General features: G+C 60.1%; 19 protein-coding genes. 11 read left to right on the top strand and 8 right to left on the bottom strand.

Annotated features, from left to right (window positions below; genetic code table 11):
- The first annotated feature begins 217 nt into the window (after positions 1-217).
- Positions 218-1,882 carry an energy-dependent translational throttle protein EttA gene (gene ettA, locus BXA01_RS11670; protein WP_076564170.1) on the top strand — a complete coding sequence of 555 codons (1,665 nt, stop codon included), beginning with the start codon at positions 218-220 and terminating at the stop codon, positions 1,880-1,882.
- 375 nt (positions 1,883-2,257) lie between these two features.
- The gene (gene gdhA, locus BXA01_RS11665; protein WP_076564169.1) at positions 2,258-3,595 is read left to right on the top strand and encodes an NADP-specific glutamate dehydrogenase; all 1,338 of its coding nucleotides are present in this window, start codon (positions 2,258-2,260) and stop codon (positions 3,593-3,595) included.
- Here the strand turns inward: gdhA and BXA01_RS11660 are convergent.
- The 4 genes from BXA01_RS11660 to BXA01_RS11645 form a co-directional block, all read right to left on the bottom strand.
- Positions 3,592-4,086 (bottom strand): GreA/GreB family elongation factor, encoded by a 495-nt coding sequence (locus tag BXA01_RS11660; protein ID WP_076564168.1) that lies wholly within the window; start codon positions 4,084-4,086, stop codon positions 3,592-3,594. The genes gdhA and BXA01_RS11660 overlap by 4 nt on opposite strands.
- A 70-nt stretch (positions 4,087-4,156) precedes the next feature.
- The gene (locus BXA01_RS11655) at positions 4,157-4,513 is read right to left on the bottom strand and encodes a hypothetical protein (protein WP_076564167.1); all 357 of its coding nucleotides are present in this window, start codon (positions 4,511-4,513) and stop codon (positions 4,157-4,159) included.
- Between the two features lie 219 nt (positions 4,514-4,732).
- On the bottom strand, positions 4,733-6,586 hold the full coding sequence (locus BXA01_RS11650; RefSeq protein ID WP_076564166.1) for an Lnb N-terminal periplasmic domain-containing protein: 1,854 nt from the start codon (positions 6,584-6,586) through the stop codon (positions 4,733-4,735).
- Positions 6,587-6,682: 96 nt separating this feature from the next.
- On the bottom strand, positions 6,683-7,171 hold the full coding sequence (locus BXA01_RS11645; protein ID WP_016773112.1) for a DUF3015 domain-containing protein: 489 nt from the start codon (positions 7,169-7,171) through the stop codon (positions 6,683-6,685).
- A 302-nt stretch (positions 7,172-7,473) separates the two neighbouring features.
- On the opposite strand from BXA01_RS11645, the gene BXA01_RS11640 reads away from it, so the two are divergent.
- Both BXA01_RS11640 and BXA01_RS11635 read left to right on the top strand, forming a co-directional pair.
- Positions 7,474-9,912: a Lon protease family protein gene (locus BXA01_RS11640; RefSeq protein ID WP_016773113.1), complete on the top strand. Its 2,439-nt coding sequence runs from the start codon at positions 7,474-7,476 to the stop codon at positions 9,910-9,912.
- A 323-nt stretch (positions 9,913-10,235) separates the two neighbouring features.
- Positions 10,236-10,556 (top strand): PA4575 family protein, encoded by a 321-nt coding sequence (locus tag BXA01_RS11635; protein WP_016773114.1) that lies wholly within the window; start codon positions 10,236-10,238, stop codon positions 10,554-10,556.
- On the opposite strand, the gene BXA01_RS11630 is transcribed toward BXA01_RS11635, so the two are convergent.
- Complete coding sequence (locus tag BXA01_RS11630; RefSeq protein WP_076564165.1) at positions 10,553-12,382, bottom strand: hypothetical protein; 1,830 nt, start codon at positions 12,380-12,382, stop codon at positions 10,553-10,555. The two genes, BXA01_RS11635 and BXA01_RS11630, sit on opposite strands and share 4 nt — an antisense overlap.
- Positions 12,383-12,542: 160 nt before the next feature.
- Here BXA01_RS11630 and BXA01_RS11625 point away from each other — a divergent pair, with 160 nt between their 5' ends.
- From BXA01_RS11625 to BXA01_RS11615, 3 genes are all read left to right on the top strand, one after another.
- On the top strand, positions 12,543-13,031 hold the full coding sequence (locus BXA01_RS11625) for a TIGR00645 family protein (RefSeq protein ID WP_016773116.1): 489 nt from the start codon (positions 12,543-12,545) through the stop codon (positions 13,029-13,031).
- Between the two features lie 131 nt (positions 13,032-13,162).
- Positions 13,163-13,468: a DUF6482 family protein gene (locus BXA01_RS11620; RefSeq protein ID WP_056790499.1), complete on the top strand. Its 306-nt coding sequence runs from the start codon at positions 13,163-13,165 to the stop codon at positions 13,466-13,468.
- A 121-nt stretch (positions 13,469-13,589) separates the two neighbouring features.
- Positions 13,590-14,207, top strand: coding sequence for an FKBP-type peptidyl-prolyl cis-trans isomerase (locus BXA01_RS11615; RefSeq protein WP_016773117.1), 618 nt, complete (start codon positions 13,590-13,592; stop codon positions 14,205-14,207).
- Between the two features lie 130 nt (positions 14,208-14,337).
- On the opposite strand, the gene BXA01_RS11610 is transcribed toward BXA01_RS11615, so the two are convergent.
- The 3 genes from BXA01_RS11610 to BXA01_RS11600 form a co-directional block, all read right to left on the bottom strand.
- Entirely contained in the window at positions 14,338-14,595 is a 258-nt protein-coding gene (locus tag BXA01_RS11610; RefSeq protein WP_016773118.1) for a PA4570 family protein, read from the bottom strand.
- Positions 14,596-14,799: 204 nt separating this feature from the next.
- Entirely contained in the window at positions 14,800-15,141 is a 342-nt protein-coding gene (locus BXA01_RS11605; RefSeq protein WP_016773119.1) for a zinc ribbon domain-containing protein YjdM, read from the bottom strand.
- Between the two features lie 197 nt (positions 15,142-15,338).
- A complete protein-coding gene (locus BXA01_RS11600; protein ID WP_016773120.1) occupies positions 15,339-16,307 on the bottom strand; it encodes a polyprenyl synthetase family protein in 969 nt (322 codons plus the stop codon).
- Between the two features lie 241 nt (positions 16,308-16,548).
- On the opposite strand from BXA01_RS11600, the gene rplU reads away from it, so the two are divergent.
- The 4 genes from rplU to proB all read left to right on the top strand — a co-directional run bounded on the left by rplU (position 16,549) and on the right by proB (position 19,826).
- Positions 16,549-16,860, top strand: coding sequence for a 50S ribosomal protein L21 (gene rplU, locus BXA01_RS11595; protein ID WP_007924746.1), 312 nt, complete (start codon positions 16,549-16,551; stop codon positions 16,858-16,860).
- Positions 16,861-16,895: 35 nt separating this feature from the next.
- The gene (gene rpmA, locus BXA01_RS11590; RefSeq protein ID WP_016773121.1) at positions 16,896-17,153 is read left to right on the top strand and encodes a 50S ribosomal protein L27; all 258 of its coding nucleotides are present in this window, start codon (positions 16,896-16,898) and stop codon (positions 17,151-17,153) included.
- Positions 17,154-17,346: 193 nt separating this feature from the next.
- The gene (cgtA, locus tag BXA01_RS11585; protein WP_076564164.1) at positions 17,347-18,570 is read left to right on the top strand and encodes an Obg family GTPase CgtA; all 1,224 of its coding nucleotides are present in this window, start codon (positions 17,347-17,349) and stop codon (positions 18,568-18,570) included.
- A 137-nt stretch (positions 18,571-18,707) separates the two neighbouring features.
- Complete coding sequence (gene proB, locus BXA01_RS11580) at positions 18,708-19,826, top strand: glutamate 5-kinase (protein WP_076564163.1); 1,119 nt, start codon at positions 18,708-18,710, stop codon at positions 19,824-19,826.
- Positions 19,827-19,833 lie beyond the last annotated feature (7 nt).

The following is a 19,833-nucleotide window of genomic DNA, read 5'->3' as shown; positions in this document are numbered from 1 at the left end:
GCATGCCTTGAGTTGTGGCGAAGTGCCAGCCCCTCTCGGCTGGACTGCCATCGGTCATTAAGGTAGCTTTGCCGGTTACGCGGGGGCGTTCCAGCTCCTAGAATCAGACTTTTTCCGCGCGCACGCATTGATGATCCTCAAGTGAACGACGCGCACCGGTCTGGCCAGGCATCGCCTGCGCTCCAATCATTCATCTGTCACTGACCCAAGGTTCTCCATGGCTCAATACGTCTTCACCATGCATCGGCTGGGCAAAGTTGTTCCGCCGAAGCGGGAAATTCTCAAGAACATTTCGCTGTCCTTCTTCCCCGGCGCCAAGATCGGCGTACTCGGCCTCAACGGTTCGGGTAAATCCACGCTGCTGAAAATCATGGCTGGCGTCGACACCGAGTTCGAAGGCGAAGCCCGTCCGATGCCGGACCTGAACATCGGTTACCTGCCGCAAGAGCCGCAGCTCGACCCTGCCAAGACCGTACGTGAAGTGGTCGAGGAAGCGGTCAGCGTGATCAAGGATGCGCAAGCGCGTCTGGACGAAGTCTACGCGGCCTACGCCGACCCGGATGCCGACTTCGACAAACTTGCTGCTGAACAGGCCAAGCTCGAAGCGATCCTGCAGGCCAGCGACGGCCACAACCTCGAGCGCCAGCTGGAAGTGGCCGCCGATGCGCTGCGTCTGCCGGCCTGGGACGCGAAAGTAGAACTCCTCTCCGGTGGTGAAAAGCGCCGTGTCGCCCTGTGCCGTCTGCTGCTGTCCGCGCCGGACATGCTGCTGCTCGATGAACCGACCAACCACCTGGACGCCGATTCGGTGGCGTGGCTGGAGCACTTCCTCCACGACTTCCCGGGCACCGTGGTCGCGATCACGCACGACCGTTACTTCCTCGACAACGTCGCCGGCTGGATTCTGGAACTCGACCGCGGCGCGGGCATTCCTTACGAGGGCAACTATTCGGGCTGGCTCGAAGCCAAGTCCGATCGCCTGGCCCAGGAATCCAAGCAGCAGTCGGCTCACGAAAAAGCCATGAAAGAAGAACTGGAGTGGGTGCGCAAAGGCGCCAAGGCCCGCCAGTCGAAATCCAAGGCACGTCTGCAACGCTTCGAAGAAATGCAATCGCAGGAATTCCAGAAGCGCAGCGAAACCAACGAGATCTACATCCCGGCCGGTCCGCGCTTGGGTGACAAGGTCATCGAATTCAAGAACGTCACCAAAGGCTACGGCGATCGCGTGTTGATCGACAACCTGTCGTTCTCCATGCCGAAGGGCGCCATTGTCGGTGTGATCGGCGGTAACGGTGCCGGTAAATCGACGCTGTTCCGCATGCTGATGGGCAAGGAAACTCCGGATTCGGGCAGCATCGAAATCGGCGAAACCGTGCAACTGGCCTGCGTCGACCAGAGCCGCGAAGACCTCGACGGCAGCAAGACCGTGTTCCAGCAGATTTCCGACGGTTCCGACCAGATCCGCATCGGCAACTACGAGATCCCGTCGCGCACCTACGTCGGCCGCTTCAACTTCAAGGGCGGCGATCAGCAGAAGTTCGTCAAGGATCTGTCCGGCGGTGAGCGCGGTCGTCTGCACCTGGCGCTGACCCTGAAGGAGGGCGGCAACGTCCTGCTGCTCGACGAACCGTCCAACGACCTCGACGTGGAAACCCTGCGTTCGCTGGAAGAAGCCCTGCTGGACTTCCCGGGCGCCGCCATTGTGATCTCTCACGATCGGTGGTTCCTTGACCGTGTCGCCACGCACATCCTGGCGTACGAAGACGACTCGCAAGCGGTGTTCTTCGAAGGCAACTACACCGAGTACGAAGCCGACCGCAAAAAACGCCTCGGCGAAGCAGCGGCCCAGCCTCACCGGGTGCGTCACAAGAAACTGGCCTGATATCGGGTTGGTTGCATAAAAGAACGGAGCCTTCGGGCTCCGTTTTTTTTTGCCCGGTTTTTCAGGGATACCGAGTTGGATTCATCGCTGGCAAGCCAGCTCCCACAGGGTTTTGTGGGGTGTTCGAGTTATGTGTTTCACCGATGTCCACTGTGGGAGCTGGCTTGCCAGCGATGGCGGTATAACTGTTGGTGCATGGCTTGAATTTGATCTCACCATTCAGGTGCAAAACTGGGCAAAAACCAGCCTGATTTATATCCTGTGCACCATTTAATTTCATAACTGCGACATTTTGCTCTGTTCCTGTGCGCAATTCGTTTGTTACAGTCCGGCCCAATCTCCTCCAACGACAATAAATTTGCCGAGACGTTGCCCATGATCGAATCCGTCGAATCCTTCCTTGCGCGCCTGAAAAAACGCGACCCGGACCAACCCGAATTCCACCAGGCTGTCGAAGAAGTCCTGCGCAGTCTGTGGCCGTTTCTTGAAGCCAATCCGCATTACCTGACTTCAGGCATTCTCGAGCGCATCTGCGAGCCGGAGCGCGCGGTGGTGTTTCGCGTGTCGTGGGTCGACGATCAGGGCAAGGTCCAGGTCAATCGCGGCTTCCGCATCCAGATGAACAGCGCCATCGGCCCGTACAAGGGCGGCCTGCGCTTCCATCCGTCGGTGAACCTCGGCGTGCTGAAATTTCTCGCCTTCGAGCAGACCTTCAAGAACTCGCTGACCTCCCTGCCCATGGGCGGCGGCAAGGGCGGTTCCGACTTTGATCCGAAGGGCAAGAGCGATGCTGAAGTCATGCGTTTCTGCCAGGCGTTCATGAGCGAGCTGTATCGCCACATCGGCGCCGACGTTGACGTGCCGGCCGGTGATATCGGTGTCGGTGCGCGGGAGATCGGTTTCCTCTTTGGCCAGTACAAGCGCCTGAGCAACCAGTTCACCAGCGTCCTCACCGGCAAGGGCATGACCTACGGCGGCAGCCTGATTCGCCCGGAAGCCACCGGTTTCGGCTGCGTGTACTTCGCCGAAGAAATGCTCAAGCGCCGCGGGCAGAGCGTGGAAGGCAAGCGCGTGGCGATTTCCGGTTCCGGCAACGTTGCTCAGTACGCGGCGCGCAAAGTGATGGACCTGGGCGGCAAAGTGATTTCCCTGTCCGACTCCGAAGGCACGCTGTACTGCGAAGCAGGCTTGAGCGAAGCACAGTGGCTGGCGCTGCTGGAGCTGAAGAACATCAAACGCGGGCGCATCAGCGAACTTGCGAGCGCCCATGGTCTGGAATTCCGCGCCGGCCAACATCCGTGGTCGCTGCCGTGCGACATCGCGCTGCCCTGCGCGACGCAAAACGAAGTCGATGCCGGAGCCGCGCGCACGCTACTGCGCAATGGCTGCGTCTGTGTGGCTGAAGGCGCGAACATGCCGACCACGCTGGCGGCTGTGGATATCTTTATCGAGGCCGGCATTCTGTTCGCACCGGGCAAGGCGTCGAATGCCGGCGGTGTGGCCGTCAGCGGTCTGGAGATGTCGCAAAACGCCATGCGCCTGCTGTGGACGGCGGGCGAGGTGGACAGCAAGCTGCACGCGATCATGCAGTCGATCCACCACGCCTGCGTGCATTACGGCGAAGACAACGGTCAGATCAATTACGTCAAAGGCGCGAACATTGCCGGCTTCGTCAAAGTCGCCGATGCGATGTTGGCGCAAGGCGTGGTTTAAGCCGGTTCGATGCGGATCACTTCGATCAGTTGGTCGCCGGCAGGCCGCTGCCATAGCACTTCATCGTTGAGCCGGGCGCCAAGCAAAGCCCGGCCCAGCGGTGAGGCCCAGTTGATCAGGCCCTGACTGGCGTCGGCCTGATCCTCGCCGACCAGTTGCACGCGGTGTTCAGTGTCGTGTTCGTCGGCGAAGGTCACCCAGCTACCGATTTGGACCTTGTCGGTGGAGGTCGCAGCGACTGCGACTTGGGCACTGCTCAGGCGTTGAGTGAAATAACGCAGATCCCGTTGCAGATCGGCGAGACGTTGCTTGTCGGCCTGCTCGCCCTTGGCCGTTTGCTCGGCGTGCAGGTTCTGCAACTCGGCGACTTTCGCCTGCAACTGCGCCAGACCTTGCGGGGTGACGTAGTTGGGCTGCGTGCTGACCTGACGTTCGACCGGCTGATTGGCCTGCGCGGCGGCGTTGTCTTCGTTGACGAATGCGCGACTCATGAAGTCCTCCTGTTAAAGGATTTGGGCCATGGTTGCCGGCATTTGGTTTCAACGGATGTCTGCAAGCGACCTATTGCGAGCGATAAGCCCGCCCGACGTCCTGGGCCTTCTGCTGCTGCCAGGCGCGTTCGCGTTCGTCCCAATGCTCGTTGCGATATTGCTCGCGATCCTTGTTTTCGAGCATCGCCTGACATTGGCGGAAGCCGTCGACCCAGCCGTCGGCGTATTGCTGGTCCTTGAGATAGCGCGGCACATTCTTGCGAAACTCGCCGCTGATCGAGCCCGCTGCTTGCCGGCCGCTGACGCAGCCGTCATCGAAACCGTCGGCGAAGGCCGGTGGATAACCCTTGGCGATCAAGTCTTCATGGGTGGTCTGGCAACCGCCCAGCGCCAATACAACGCCCAACAATCCCACGTACCGCCACATCGCACTCTCCCGCGCCGGTTTTCGGCTGATACGGGAAGTCTAGAAGGCGATTCATGAGGCGGCTGTCGAAGGCCTGTGAAAAATCCATTGCACACCACAAAGCGCCTGTGGGAGCGAGCCTGCTCGCGAAGGCGTCGTGTCAGCCAACACTACTATTGATTGACCCACAGCTTTCGCGAGCAGGCTCGCTCCCACAGGAAGATATGCATGGTTTCGGGATCAGTAGTGATACCACTTCACTTCCAGCATGACTTCCGTCTCGGGGCTGGCGAGCTGGCTGAATTCGCGCTGCGCGCTCAGGCGCAAACCGAGGTTGCGCGACAGCTCCCACTGCTGATTCAGGCTCAGGCTGCGGCGCACTTCGCCGTTGAAGAAGTAGTCGCCCTTGGCCTCCAGGCTCAGATTGCCCAGCGGGTTTTTCCACAGCACGCCGGTGTTGAAGCCACCGGCCGGGGAAACAAACTCGGCGAAGTCGTTGTTGTGCTCCACGCGCACCGTGCCAAGGGCGAAGCCGAGCACGTCTTCGCCCAACTGCCACGTGCCGCCGCCGCCACCGTTGACATGGCTGACCAGCGTTTCGTCGTCATGCTTGCCCGGCACGCGCTCAAGGCCACCGGTGACTTGCCACGACAGCGGCTGCAGCAGCTCGTTGCGCGGTGTCAGCGAACGGATGGTGGCCAGATCCAGTTGCTGCAACTGCCAGTCATTGCCTTCGTACTGGCGCAGCTTCAGTTGCAGGATCTCGATCTGCGCGCCGAGGGGGAAGCTTTCGGCGTTGTCGTTGAGGTCGTGATAGGCCATGCGCAGGCCGTATTCGCCAAAGGCGCGATCGCCTCGCGTACCTAGGCCGGCCTGCCAAGTGCGGGACTCGTGGCCATCTTCGGGCAGACCGGGTTGCGGAATTTCCAGCTCCGGCGCCGGGTTCTTGTTGATCGCCCGCAGCAGTTCGAAACTGCGCTGCGCTCGTTGCGGGTCGCGCTCCTGACCGTTGGCGCGGTAGCGCTCCAGACGATAGGCGGCGTCGACGATCAGCGCCTGACGTGCGCGCGGCAGGGCTTTGAACGTTGGCTCTTGCAGGACTTTTTGATCGGCGCTGACTTTCAGCACCCATTGCTGTTCGTCATCGCTCAACGGCTCGGCGCGGCTGAGCAGCTCACGTTCGCGAGACGGGCGATACTCGATGTGTTCGACCAGCCCGGCCTCTTTCACCGCTTTCACGGTGTCGGTGGGGATTGCGGTCAGCGGGAATTGTTCGGTCAGGCGCAGGCTCGGCCGAGCCACTTGCAGCAGCTCCAGCAAGCGATACGAGCAGTTTTCGTCGAAAAAGAAGTAGTCGAACTGGATCTGCTTGAGCTCCCACACATGCTCGACCATGCGTGCGGTTTCTTCCTGAGTCAGGTTGAGGCGGTATTCCCACAGATCGCGGTTTTCCAGGCTGCGGTATTCCGAGAGTTTTTCCTGGTACGGCACCAGCGCGAACAGCCCCGGGTAGCCGCCCATCAAGCCTTTCCAGGCATACAGAATGCTGTTGTCCGAGCCTTCGATGTAGGCGCCGAAGTTGATCGCGTAGCTGAGCAGCGAGGTCTTGTCGGCCTGCACATCCGCCTGATCGATGCGCAGCAGGGTGTGGCCGAACATCGACGACGGGCTGTTGAGATACGCCGCCGGGAAAATCATCACCGCACTGTGCGGCGAGACGTCCTTGAACCATTGCTTGTATTCGGCGCATTCCGGCGCTGGCAGGTCGGCGAGATTGAGCTGCGCTTTCAGCCAGCGTGTACGCGCCGGGTAAATGCATTGTGCGTGTTGCTCGCCGAGACTGGCCGAGGCGTACAGCGCCTGCACGGTGGCGGCCAGTTCGCGATCCGGATGTTCATTGCCGTCGGGCGCGAGAAAGAACTTCTTGTCGCTGACATAGCTGCGCCAGCCGCCGAGTTTGGCGGTTTCGTAATGACCGAGGGAAATCCAGAAGCGGTCGTTGGCCAGTTGCTGCAAACGTTGAGGATCGATGTGAGGCGCGGCGGACAGCGGGGCGCAGACACAGAGCGCCAGCCAGGCAAGGCGTTTGAGCATAGTCGGCAACTTGAACAGGAAAGAAATAAAAGACCCAAAGAGGGGCGGGCCAAAAAAACAAAACCCGCTTCCCGAAGGAAGCGGGCGGGGTCGAGCTTAAGCCTGAGTTGCGTACTTGGCCAGACGTGGGTCCGATTTCAGTACTGCCAGGGTGTTGGTATGCACGTCTTCAGCGGTCACGTCAGCTTTGCTGAAGATCTGCTGGAAGTGCTCGTGGGTCACTTGCGCGAAGTGCGCACGATCTTCCGGTGCTACGCCCAGGACCACGGCATAAGTGGTCAGCGCTTCGCCGTTGCCTTTGGCCATGTCTTCGGACAGCTCGTTCATCATGCCATTCATGGCGAACCAGGATTTGCCGCCGTAGGTCAGCGATGCGTTGGTCGAGCAACCGTTGGTGCCGGAAGTCATACCGAACGTGGCGTTACCGGAAGTGCCGTTGGTGGTGGAAGCAAGGAAGTGCGCCGGGGTGCCACGCTGACCTTCGAACAGCATGTTGCCCCAACCGCAATCCGGGCCGCCCGGGGCTTGCGCCATTGCGTTGATGGATACAGCGGTGAAGAGAGTACCGAGAAGAATCCGTTTCATAGCTTTGTTCTCTTTATGTGCATACCAATGGACAGGGTTCTGGCCCTTCGCGCTCTGCCCGAGGACAAAGCCGAAAGTGTCAGTGGGCCGGTATTAGTTCCAGCCGCGCAGTTTGGAGTTTAGGCACGTTCCAGCGGTTCCGTGACTTTTTGCAAAATATTTGGAATAAACCTCTGATTTAGCGGGACCCGTCGGCCGGCCGCGCGCTTGTCTATGCTTTGTCATGTGGCGCGCCTTGCCAGTGGGGCACGGGCAGCGCCAGAATGCCGCTACCTGCCCCGCCTGATTGTTAAGGAAGCCCGATGCCTGATCCTGTTGCTGCCAGCCTGCGTCTTGCGCCCGAAGCGCTGACTCGTCCGTTTTCCGCTGAACAGTTCAGCTTCACTAGCACCAATGATCTGGAGCCCTTTCGCGGTGTGCTCGGCCAGGAACGCGCGGTCGAAGCCTTGCAGTTCGGTGTGGCGATGCCACGCCCCGGTTACAACGTATTCGTCATGGGCGAGCCCGGCACCGGCCGTTTCTCGTTCGTCAAACGCTACCTGAAAGCCGAAGGCAAGCGCCTGCAGACCCCGGCGGACTGGGTCTACGTCAACAACTTCGATGAACCGCGCGAACCACGTGCACTGGAGCTGCCATCGGGCACGGCGGCCTCTTTCATCGGCGACATCAACGGTCTGATCGACAATCTGCTGGCGACTTTTCCGGCTGTTTTCGAACACCCGTCCTACCAGCAGAAAAAAAGCGCCATCGACCGCGCCTTCAACCAGCGCTACGACAAGGCGCTGGACATTATCGAGCGGCTGGCCCTGGAAAAAGACGTCGCCCTGTACCGCGACAGCAGCAATATCGCCTTCACCCCGATGCTCGACGGCAAAGCCCTGGACGAAGCCGAATTCGCGCAGTTGCCGGAAGCCGAGCGCGAGCGTTTTCACGATGACATCTCCGGCCTCGAAGAGCGCCTGAACGAAGAACTCGCCAGCCTGCCGCAGTGGAAGCGCGAGTCGAACAATCAACTGCGTCACCTCAACGAAGAGACCATCACCCTGGCCTTGCAGCCGTTGCTGGCGCCGCTGTCGGAGAAATACGCGGAGAACGCCGGGGTCTGCGGTTACCTGCAAGCGATGCAGGTCTACCTGCTGAAAACCGTGGTCGAACAACTGGTCGACGACAGCAAGACCGACGCCGTCGCGCGCAAGTTGCTGGAAGAACAATACGCACCAAGCCTGGTGGTCGGGCATCCGGCCAGCGGCGGTGCACCGGTGGTATTCGAGCCGCATCCGACTTACGAAAACCTGTTCGGCCGCATCGAGTACACCACCGATCAGGGCGCGCTCTACACCACTTACCGGCAGTTGCGTCCGGGGGCGCTGCACCGCGCCAATGGCGGTTTCCTGATTCTCGAAGCGGAAAAAATGCTCAGCGAGCCGTTCGTGTGGGATGCGCTCAAACGCGCCCTGCAATCGCGCAAACTGAAAATGGAATCGCCGCTGGGCGAGATGGGCCGCTTCGCCACCATGACCCTGAATCCGCAGCACATCCCGCTGCAGGTCAAAGTCATCATCATCGGTGCGCGGCAGCTGTATTACACGCTGCAGGATCTCGATCCGGACTTCCAGGAGATGTTTCGCGTTCTGGTCGACTTCGACGAAGACATCCCGATGGTCGACGAAAGCCTCGAGCAGTTCGCCCAGCTCCTGAAGACGCGTACTTCGGAAGAAGGCATGGCGCCGTTGACCGCCGATGCGGTGGCACGATTGGCGACCTACAGTGCGCGGCTGGCCGAGCATCAGGGGCGCTTGTCGGCGCGCATTGGCGATCTGTTCCAACTGGTCAGCGAGGCGGATTTCATTCGCCATCTGGCCGGCGATGAAATGACCGACGCCGGCCATATCGAACGCGCTCTGAAAGCCAAGGCCACCCGCACCGGGCGGGTCTCGGCGCGGATTCTCGACGACATGCTCGCCGGAATCATCCTCATCGACACTGACGGCGCAGCGGTCGGCAAGTGCAACGGGCTGACGGTGCTGGAGGTCGGCGATTCGGCGTTCGGCGTGCCGGCGCGGATTTCCGCCACGGTGTACCCGGGTGGCAGCGGTATCGTCGACATCGAACGTGAGGTCAACCTCGGCCAGCCGATTCACTCCAAAGGCGTGATGATCCTCACCGGTTATCTGGGCAGCCGTTACGCCCAGGAATTCCCGCTGGCGATCTCGGCGAGCATTGCGCTCGAGCAGTCTTACGGCTACGTCGATGGCGACAGTGCGTCGCTGGGCGAGGCGTGCACGCTGATTTCGGCGCTGTCGAAAACGCCGCTCAAGCAATGTTTTGCCATCACCGGTTCGATCAACCAGTTCGGCGAAGTGCAGGCCGTCGGCGGGGTCAACGAGAAGATCGAAGGCTTCTTCCGCCTCTGCGAAGCACGCGGCCTGACCGGCGAGCAGGGCGCGATCATTCCGCAAGCCAACGTCGCCACGCTGATGCTCGATGAGAAGGTCCTCGCCGCCGTGCGCGCCGGGCAGTTCCATGTGTATGCGGTGCGTCAGGCCGATGAGGCGCTGAGCCTGCTGGTGGGCGAGCCGGCCGGTGAACCGAACGCCGATGGCGAATTCCCCGAAGGCAGCATCAATGCGCGAGTGGTCGAGCGCCTGCGCGATATCGCCGAGATGATCAGCGAAGAGGACCTGAAAGAGGCCGAGAAGGAGCTGGCGCAGGAGGCCCTCGCCGAAGCCAAACCGGCCTGACAGGCTTGCAATAAACCCTGTGGGAGCGAGCCTGCTCGCGAAAGCGCTGTTTCAGTCGACGAATGAGTTGGCTGATCCATCGTTTCGCGAGCAGGCTCGCTCCCACAGTGCTTTTCCAGATTGATCTCTGCGGGGATCTTCGGGGAATGTGTCACGAGTCTGGCGCCAATATTCACACAATGACCATTCGGCGCCTTCTGGTTCCATTTGGCTTGCGCGGGACACTTTTCTTCTATTCTCAGGTCAAGGATATCGACAGTATCACTGGATCGAGCCAGTCCTCCCATGGGGGCTGAATACCGGCTTTACCGAGGGTCGCCGCCATGTCGCGCAACCTCTGTCTCACCCGTCAATGCCTGGGTCTGGTGACCCGGATCGAATGCGCCGTCAAGCCGCTGGCCGGCGACAATGGCATGTGGACGCTGCTCTTCGCGGCCGGCATGGCCGGCGAACAACCTTCCGCGATCAAAGCCCAAGGCCCGTTCCATGGCCCGGTGGCGGCCGAGTCGATTCTCGACACCATCGTTGAAAGCCTGACCTTGCATGGTTACGAACTGGCCGATGATCCGCAGATCTGGAGCCTGCACCTGCAAGCGCAGTTGCGGCAGATCAACGGCGGCCGTGGGCGCAGCCTCAACGGTTAAGGTGCTGACTGGTCGACCTGCGCCTTGTCGAGCTTGACCTCAAAACCGTATTGCACGGTGGCGAGGTCGGTGCGCTGATAGGTTTCCACGCGAGTCGGGCGACCGTAAAAATAGTGCACGCCGAGTAGCGCCGGGCCTTCTGCACTGGCGTCGTGGCTGACCGAAAGAATCTGCTTGAGGTAGTGGCCACTGTCGTCCTTGACGAAGAAACGCCATTCGTTGGCCGGGAAGGTTTTCAGGTCGACCACCAGCGTGTTGTCCTTGATCGCCAGGCCTTTGGGCAATGACTGCGCGTCGTAGGATTGCTTGGCCACCGTCGCCAGAAACAACGGCATCGAGCCCACGGCAATCGCCGGGGTTTCCGGAAACAGGTTCAGATCATATGTAATCGTCGCTTGCAGCGGATCGACCTGGTACGCCTCGGGCGGCAGTTCGATCGGCTCGTCGAGTTTGCCGCCGCGCTTTTCCGTGAAGAAAGTCACCGGGCTGACGCCGGGGTTGAGTTCGTCGCCAAGCAATTCGTCATTGAAGGTGCGGCGGTGGGAAAACTCGATACGTGCCGCGCTCGGCTCTTCCACCGATTGATGAATGCGCACGCCGGCCTTCAATTGTTCCTCAGTCAGGTCCGCGCCTTTGAGCCAGTTGGCGGCGAGATCGTCATACACCACCACGGGCAGGTCCAGCGGCTGCACGGCTTTAGCCGTGGTGTGCGGATTGAAGGTGCGCACCGGCAGATCCAGGGATTTGCGCGTCATCGTCGCCGAAGAGAAGTCGAGCACGCTGACTTCCAGAGTCTCGATCGGGCCGTGGAAATACACCTTGTTGTAGCGACGCGGGTGGTCTTTCTCGAAGGCTTGCTGGTCGTCGCTGAGCTGTTTTTCCAGGGTGTCGCTCCAGCTCTTCTGCTTTTGTAACTGCGTCAGTTGGTTCTGGTAAAACTCGACCTGCTCCGGGCTTTCGTTGATCGAGCCGGCGCGCACCAGGTATTGGCCACTGGCGTCGCGGGCCTGGACGATCAGCGGATTGATCCGGGTTTCGGCGACTTCTGCCGCGAGCGGCAGGCTGTTGCTGACTTCGACCTCGGCATAGTTCTTTTCCAGCTTGAGCAGTTTGACGCTGAGGTTGTCGTTGCTGCGGGTTTGGCCGACGTCTTTCTGCGTCAGTTCGAAGCTGTACAGCCGCCGCGGCGCGATGACTTCGACCTGGCCTTGCAGGCTGACCGGTTGCGGCAGGCTTTTCTTGTCGACGTTCAGGCCATCGATGAACGGGTAGGTCACCGTCAGGTCATCGGGGTTGGTCACGTTGGAGCTGGACGGGCTGAGCTGAATGCCCGGATCGGTTTCCGACCACTCCGGCTGCCAGGCGATCACGCGTTTGTTGCTCAGCGTCACCGAACGCCATTCGATGCCGTGCGGAAACAGAAAACCGCCGGGAATGTTCAGGTTGAACGGGAATACCGGTTGCAGATCGGTCAGGTAATCCGAGCTGGCGTCCTTGTGCAGCACGAACAGGCCGTTGATGAAGGTATCGACCAGCGCCTGCGGGGTAGGGTAGTGCTTGAGCACGGCGAGGGCGTCTGCGCCGTATTCGGTATGCGGGGTGATGTCGTCGAGCTTGAGCCGGGCGCGTTCGAGCAACAGCAGCGAACCGCCGAGTTCGGTGATGGCGTCCTTGAGCTTGGGATCGCTGATCGTGTCCAGTGACTGTTCGAAGGTGGCGGTCTTTTCGTCGAGGTTGGCGACGTGCTTTTCATCGCCGGGCGAGCAACCGCCGATGAGCAAGGCGAGGCAGATTCCGGCAGTCGTCAAGGCTGATCGCACATCCATTTCCACGCGTCCTGTCCACTGTCATTGGGCTGTCAATGCTTTGGACACTAGCAGAAAAACTTTGTCACACACACGCAGGTGGCGGATTTTCCGGCGGTTTCTGGCTGTCACAGCGGGCTGTTATACTCGCCGCCATTTCCAGCCCCTTGTGTGAGAGTCAATGGAACGCTTTATCGAAAATGCAATGTACGCCACCCGCTGGCTGCTGGCGCCGATCTACATCGGCCTGTCCCTCGGTCTGCTGGCGCTGGCGTTGAAGTTCTTCCAGGAAATCATCCATATCCTGCCCAATGTCTTCGCCATGGCTGAATCGGATCTGATTCTGGTGCTGCTGTCGCTGATCGACATGGCGCTGGTGGGCGGTCTGCTGGTAATGGTGATGATTTCCGGTTACGAGAACTTCGTCTCGCAACTGGACATCGACGAAGGCAAAGAGAAGCTCAGCTGGCTGGGCACCATGGACTCTTCGTCGCTGAAGATGAAAGTCGCGGCGTCGATCGTGGCGATTTCCTCGATCCATTTGCTGCGTATCTTCATGGACGCCAAGAACGTCGATCCCGAGCATCTGATGTGGTACGTGATCATTCACATGACTTTTGTGGTGTCCGCGTTTGCCATGGGTTACCTGGACAAGGTCACCAAGCACTGATCAGCCGATCAAGGCAAAAAAACCGCCCGTCTGTTGCGAAACAGACGGGCGGTTTCGTTTGTGGCTTGTGCTTTCAAGCGCACCGGCCTATCCCTGTAACGGTGCGATTCGCCACGGTGTGAGGTGCTTCCATGAACCTGCAAGAGTTGAACGCGTTTGCTGTTGCCAGGAAGGTCGACGAGTTGAACCTGATCTCCATGGAAGGAGGCATTTACCTGTTGGAAGCGAGGATGCATGGGACGGCGTATCCGTTGAGCGATCTCAAGGGCAATATGCTGACGCTGCGCTCAGTGGAGCACGCGCGGGATCTGCTGCATGCCTTTCCAGTACTGCCCTTCAATCTTGTGCACACCTCGGTCCATGACGAAATGTGTGGCCTGGTCGGTGACCTCGATGAAAGCCTGAAAGTCCCGCTCGCCTGGCGCTCGGCCCTGTAGGCCCCGGCCCCAAGTCCGGGGTATCTGTGCTAGTCTGCTCGCCCTTTTGGTTCCGGGCGCGCCGGGACGCGCTGTGCACGCACGGCAAGTCCTGTGGCCGTCCGCACAGCGGAGCAGTGTCATGTCCGAAGTAAATCTGTCCACCGACGAAACCCGCGTCAGCTACGGTATCGGCCGTCAACTCGGCGACCAGCTGCGCGACAACCCGCCACCGGGTGTCAGCCTGGACGCGATCCTGGCCGGTCTGACCGACGCTTTCGCCGGCAAGCCAAGCCGTGTTGGCCAGGAAGAAATGTCCGCCAGCTTCAAAGTGATCCGCGAGATCATGCAAGCCGAAGCAGCGGCCAAGGCTGAAGCCGCGGCTGGCGAAGGCCTGGCCTTCCTCGCCGAAAACGCCAAGCGTGACGGCATCACCACCCTGGCTTCCGGCCTGCAATTCGAAGTACTGACTCAGGGCGATGGCGCCAAGCCGACCCGTGAAGACCAGGTGCGTACGCATTACCACGGCACGCTGATCGACGGCACTGTGTTCGACAGCTCCTACGAGCGCGGCCAGCCTGCAGAATTCCCGGTTGGCGGCGTGATCGCTGGCTGGACCGAAGCCCTGCAACTGATGAATGCCGGCAGCAAATGGCGTCTGTACGTGCCGAGCGAACTGGCTTACGGCGCACAAGGCGTGGGCAGCATCCCTCCGCACAGCGTTCTGGTGTTCGACGTCGAGCTGCTGGACGTTCTGTAATACCGAGCCTGCTTGATGGCAGGCCAATGTAGGAGTGAGCCTGCTCGCGAACGCGGTGTGTCAGTTGTTGATTGGCTATCTGACACACCGCTATCGCGAGCAGGCTCACTCCTACAGTTTTGACCGCGTTTCATATTTCGATCTTGTTGTGCAGCTCATTGGTCGGGCGCAACGCCCGGGCATAGCAGAACAGGAACAGATTGCGCACCAGCTCCTTGAGTACCAGCGGCTCGCTGGAATTGAGGCTGCTGACGTCCAGATCGCCTTGATCCTGCAGCTCATGCAAGGCTTCTTCTTCAAGCACCGCACAGACTTCGCCGGTTTCCCGATGGAGGATTCTGAGGTACGGGTGTGGGCGATCCAGCCAGGCGTCGATCAAATAAGTCATGGGTCTCATCTCCTTGAAAGGTTTCAATGAGAATAATTCTTATTCATCAAATAGCAAGTGCCTATTGGCGGATCGTGGATTTTTCCGGGTAAAGATTGTGTCAGGTCAAAATGACTGGCTGATGGCCATGCGCGGATTCATTGAGCCGAAGGGGGGAGGGCAAAGCTCCATCCCACGGCTGGCGCAGGATGGATGACGCAAGGCTCAGACTTTTCTGACGAACTCGGATTTGAGCTTCATCGGGCCGATGCCGTCGATCTTGCAGTCGATGTCATGATCGCCATCGCACAGGCGGATATTCTTGACCTTGGTGCCGACCTTGACCACCAGCGACGTACCCTTGACCTTGAGATCCTTGATCACGGTGATGGTGTCGCCGTCCTGCAGGACGTTGCCGACCGAATCTTTCTTCACGGCATCATCAGCCGCCACTTCGGCTTCGCCGCTGGCAGACCACTCGTGGGCGCACTCGGGGCAGACCAGTTGGGTGCCGTCTTCGTAGGTGTATTCGGAATTGCATTTCGGGCAGGGTGGCAACGTGCTCACTAAGGTTCCTTGGGTATCAGGAGGACTAAAGGGCGCACATTGTATAGGGTTTTACGCGGAGGAGGGCATAGCAAAGAAACTAGTGTGGGAGCGACGGTGCGACGATTCGACCTGCTCGCGAAAGCGCTGTGTCAGTCAACATTGAGTCGATTGGCAGATTGCTTTCGCGAGCAGGCTCGCTCCCACAGGGGCGTGAATCAGTGTGTGCGGGCTACCGCGAACTCGCTCAGTTCCACCAGCGCATCGCGGTATTCGCTGGCCGGCAGCGCCTCGAGGCACTTGATCGCGCGGGCCACGTAATCGCGGGCCAGTTGCGCGGTGTACTCCAGCGAGCCCGACGCTTCGACGGCGATGCGGATGCTTTCCAGGTCTTCGATCCCGCCTTTCTGGATCGCCTGACGCACCAGTGCCGCCTGCTCGGCCGTACCTTCGCGCATGGTGTAGATCAGCGGCAGGGTCGGCTTGCCTTCGGCCAGATCGTCGCCGACGTTCTTGCCCAGGGTTTCCGCGTCGCCTTTATAGTCGAGCAAGTCATCAACCAGCTGGAACGCCACACCCAGGTGATCGCCGAACGTGCGCAGGGCTTCGCTCTGCTCGGCGGTCGCGCCAGCCAGGGCGGCGGCGCTGTGGGTCGAGGCTTCGAAGAGCATCGCGGTCTTGCCGCGGATGACTTCCATGTAGGTTTCTTCGCTGGTGCTGGCGTCACGCACCTTGGACAGCTGCAACACTTCGCCTTCAGCGATGATGCGCGTGGCCTGGGAGAGGATCTTCATCACCGGCATCGAGCCCAGTTCGACCATCATTTCGAACGAGCGCGAGTACAGGAAGTCGCCGACCAGCACGCTCGGGGCATTGCCCCACATGGCGTTGGCGGTCGAGCGGCCACGACGCATGCCGGACATGTCGACGACGTCGTCATGCAGCAGGGTCGCGGTGTGCAGGAATTCGATGGTGGCGGCCAGCAGGCGCATGTCGTCGCCTTCGCGACCCAGGGCCTTGCCACACAGCAACACTAATAAAGGACGCAGGCGTTTGCCGCCGGCCGACGTGATGTAATCGCCGATTTTCGATACCAGCGGCACTCGAGACGTCAGCTGCTTCTTGATGATGCCGTCGACGGCGCTAAAATCGTCCGCCACCGCGCGGTAGAAAGCTTGGGGTTGCATCAGCGAGAGTCGCTCCAGAAGGGTTGCGCGGCATGCTAGGACCCCCATCCAGACCTGTCAAGGCGCGATGGACGGCCACTTGCGCGAGGCGGATTGCTTGCGTACAATCGCGCACCCTGAACTTCCTGGGCAGCACCTGCCTTACGCAATTGCACTTGGGCCGTTCCAGCCCCATGCAGCCATGCCAGCCAATACCTCTTCTTATAAAGAGCTGGGTGAGCAGGATTATCGGAGAAATACCATGTACGCAGTAATCGTTACCGGCGGTAAGCAATACAAGGTCGCTGAAGGTGAATACCTGAAGATCGAAAAACTGGAAATCGCTACTGGCGAATCCGTGACTTTTGATCGCGTTCTGCTGGTCGCCAACGGCGACGACGTGAACATCGGCGCACCAGTTGTTGCTGGCGCAACCGTCAAGGCTGAAGTGATCTCCCAAGGTCGTCACGATAAAGTCCGCATCATCAAGTTCCGTCGCCGTAAGCACCACATGAAGCGTATGGGCCACCGCCAGTGGTTCACCGAGATCAAAATCACCGGTATTCAGGCTTAATTACAGCCTAATTCCTCACTAGGAGAATTGAACTCATGGCACACAAAAAAGCTGGTGGTAGTACCCGTAACGGTCGCGACTCAGAAGCCAAACGCCTTGGCGTGAAGATGTATGGCGGCCAGGTCATCAAGGCCGGCAACATCATCGTGCGTCAGCGCGGCACCCAATTCCACGCTGGCTACGGCGTTGGCATGGGCAAGGATCACACTCTCTTCGCTAAAATCGAAGGCGTGATCAAGTTCGAAGTAAAGGGCGCCTTCGGTCGTCGTTACGTGAGCGTAATCGCGGCTTAATCGCGAGATCGCTGGAGAAGCCCTGTCTTGCGACGGGGCTTTTTCGTTTGTGGGGTGAGTCTCTTGCAAAGCTGTTTGTATGGGCTGTCGGCGTGCGATGCAGGTCGTGTCTTGGGGTCGCTGCGCTCATTTTTGCAAGAGTCTTATGTCTTGATTGTTTTTCGGCTCGTCCGTACGGCGAGAGGCGTTGGTTATGAAGTTTGTTGATGAAGTATCGATTCGCGTAAAGGCCGGTGACGGTGGCAACGGTGCCATGAGTTTCCGCCGGGAAAAATTCATTGAAAACGGCGGCCCGAACGGCGGTGATGGCGGTGACGGCGGTTCCATCTACATGATGGCCGACGAAAACCTCAACACCCTGGTCGACTACCGTTACACCCGTCACTTCGATGCCGAGCGTGGCTCCAACGGCGGCAGCACCGACTGCACCGGCAAGAAGGGCGAAGACCTGATCCTGCGCGTGCCGGTCGGCACCACCGTGATCGACTCTGCCACTCAGGAAGTCATCGGCGACCTGACCAAGGCCGGTCAGAAACTGATGGTAGTGCAGGGCGGCTGGCACGGTCTGGGCAACACCCGTTTCAAATCCAGTACCAACCGTGCGCCGCGTCAGACCACGCCAGGCAAGCCGGGCGAGCAGCGCGACCTGAAACTGGAAATGAAAGTGCTGGCCGACGTCGGTCTGCTGGGCTTGCCGAACGCCGGTAAAAGTACCTTTATCCGTTCGGTCTCGGCGGCCAAGCCGAAAGTCGCCGACTACCCGTTCACCACGCTGGTGCCGAACCTCGGTGTGGTCAGCGTCGATCGCTGGAAGAGCTTCGTCGTTGCCGACATTCCGGGTCTGATCGAAGGCGCTTCCGACGGTGCCGGCCTGGGCATTCGCTTCCTCAAGCACCTGGCGCGTACGCGTCTGCTGCTGCACCTCGTCGATATGGCGCCGCTGGATGATTCCAGTGCTCCGGACGCAGCTGAAGTGATCGTCAACGAGCTGATCAAGTTCAGCCCGTCGCTGGCCGAGCGTGATCGCTGGCTGGTGCTGAACAAGTGCGACCAGATTCTTGAAGAAGAGCACGATGCTCGGGTCAAGGAAATCGTCGATCGCCTGGAGTGGACCGGTCCGGTGTACGTGATCTCGGCCATCGCCAAGATCGGTACCGAGCGTCTGTGCCACGACATCATGCGCTACATGGAAGACCGTGCCGATCGCCTCGCCGCAGATCCTGCGTACAAGGAAGAGCTGGCCGATCTCGATCAGCGCATCGAAGACGAAGCTCGCGCGCAGTTGCAGGCGCTGGACGACAAGCGTGCCCTGCGTCGCAGCGGCGTGAAGTCGGTCCATGACATCGGCGACGATGACTGGGACGAAGAAGATGTGGATGACGAAGACGGTCCGGAAATCATTTACGTGCGTGACTGATCCGTTGCGATAAACTTGAACGCCGCTCAATCGAGCGGCGTTTTAGTATCCGGAAATCGATCGTTGGTCAGCAATCGCCACGATTAACGTCACGGGCAGTGCCAGGTCGCGCTGCCCTCAAGCTAAGGTTGAAGATGATGCGGAGCAAGGTGACAGGTGCGCAGCGTTGGGTCGTGAAGATCGGCAGCGCTTTGCTTACAGCTGACGGCAAAGGGCTGGATCGGGCGGCAATGAGTGTCTGGGTCGAGCAGATGGTGGCGCTGCATGAAGCGGGCGTCGAGCTGGTGCTGGTGTCCTCCGGGGCGGTGGCGGCCGGCATGAGTCGCTTGGGCTGGACCGTGCGACCCAGTGCCATGCACGAGCTCCAGGCGGCCGCTGCAATCGGTCAGATGGGGTTGGTGCAGGCCTGGGAGTCGAGCTTCGCCGAGCATGGCCGGCACACTGCGCAGATTCTCCTGACCCACGACGACCTGTCCGACCGCAAGCGCTACCTCAATGCCCGCAGTACCTTGCGTGCACTGGTCGAGCTGAAAGTCATTCCGGTGATCAACGAAAACGACACTGTGGTCACCGATGAAATCCGTTTCGGCGACAACGACACGCTGGCGGCGCTGGTGGCCAATCTGGTCGAGGCTGATCTGCTGGTGATCCTTACCGATCGCGACGGCATGTTCGACGCTGATCCGCGCAACAATCCCGATGCGCAGCTGATTTATGAAGCGCGCGCCGATGATCCGACGCTTGATGCGGTTGCAGGCGGTACCGGTGGTGCGCTGGGGCGCGGCGGCATGCAGACCAAGTTGCGTGCGGCACGCCTGGCAGCGCGTTCCGGTGCGCACACCATCATCGTCGGCGGGCGGCTTGAGCGTGTGCTCGATCGCCTGAAGGCGGGCGAGCGCATTGGCACGCTGCTATCGCCGGAGCGTGGCATGCTCGCGGCGCGCAAGCAGTGGCTGGCCGGTCATCTGCAAACCCGTGGCACTCTGGTGCTGGATGAGGGGGCGGTGTCGGCGTTGTCCAAGGGCAACAAAAGTCTGCTGCCGGTGGGGGTGAAACTGGTTCAAGGCAGTTTCCGTCGCGGTGAGATGGTCGTCTGTGTGGCGCCGGACGGTCGGGAGATCGCTCGGGGTCTGGCCAATTACAGCGCCCTGGAAGCGCAAAAAATCATCGGTCAGTCGTCGGATGCGATTGTCGGTTTGCTCGGTTACATGGCTGAGCCGGAACTGGTTCACCGTGACAACCTGATTCTGGTCTAAGGAAAAT

The organism is Pseudomonas sp. B10 (genome assembly GCF_900156235.1).
Lineage (GTDB): Bacteria > Pseudomonadota > Gammaproteobacteria > Pseudomonadales > Pseudomonadaceae > Aquipseudomonas > Aquipseudomonas siliginis.
The sequence above is the reverse complement of the archived record's forward strand: the minus strand, read 5'-3'. Positions and strand labels throughout refer to the sequence as shown.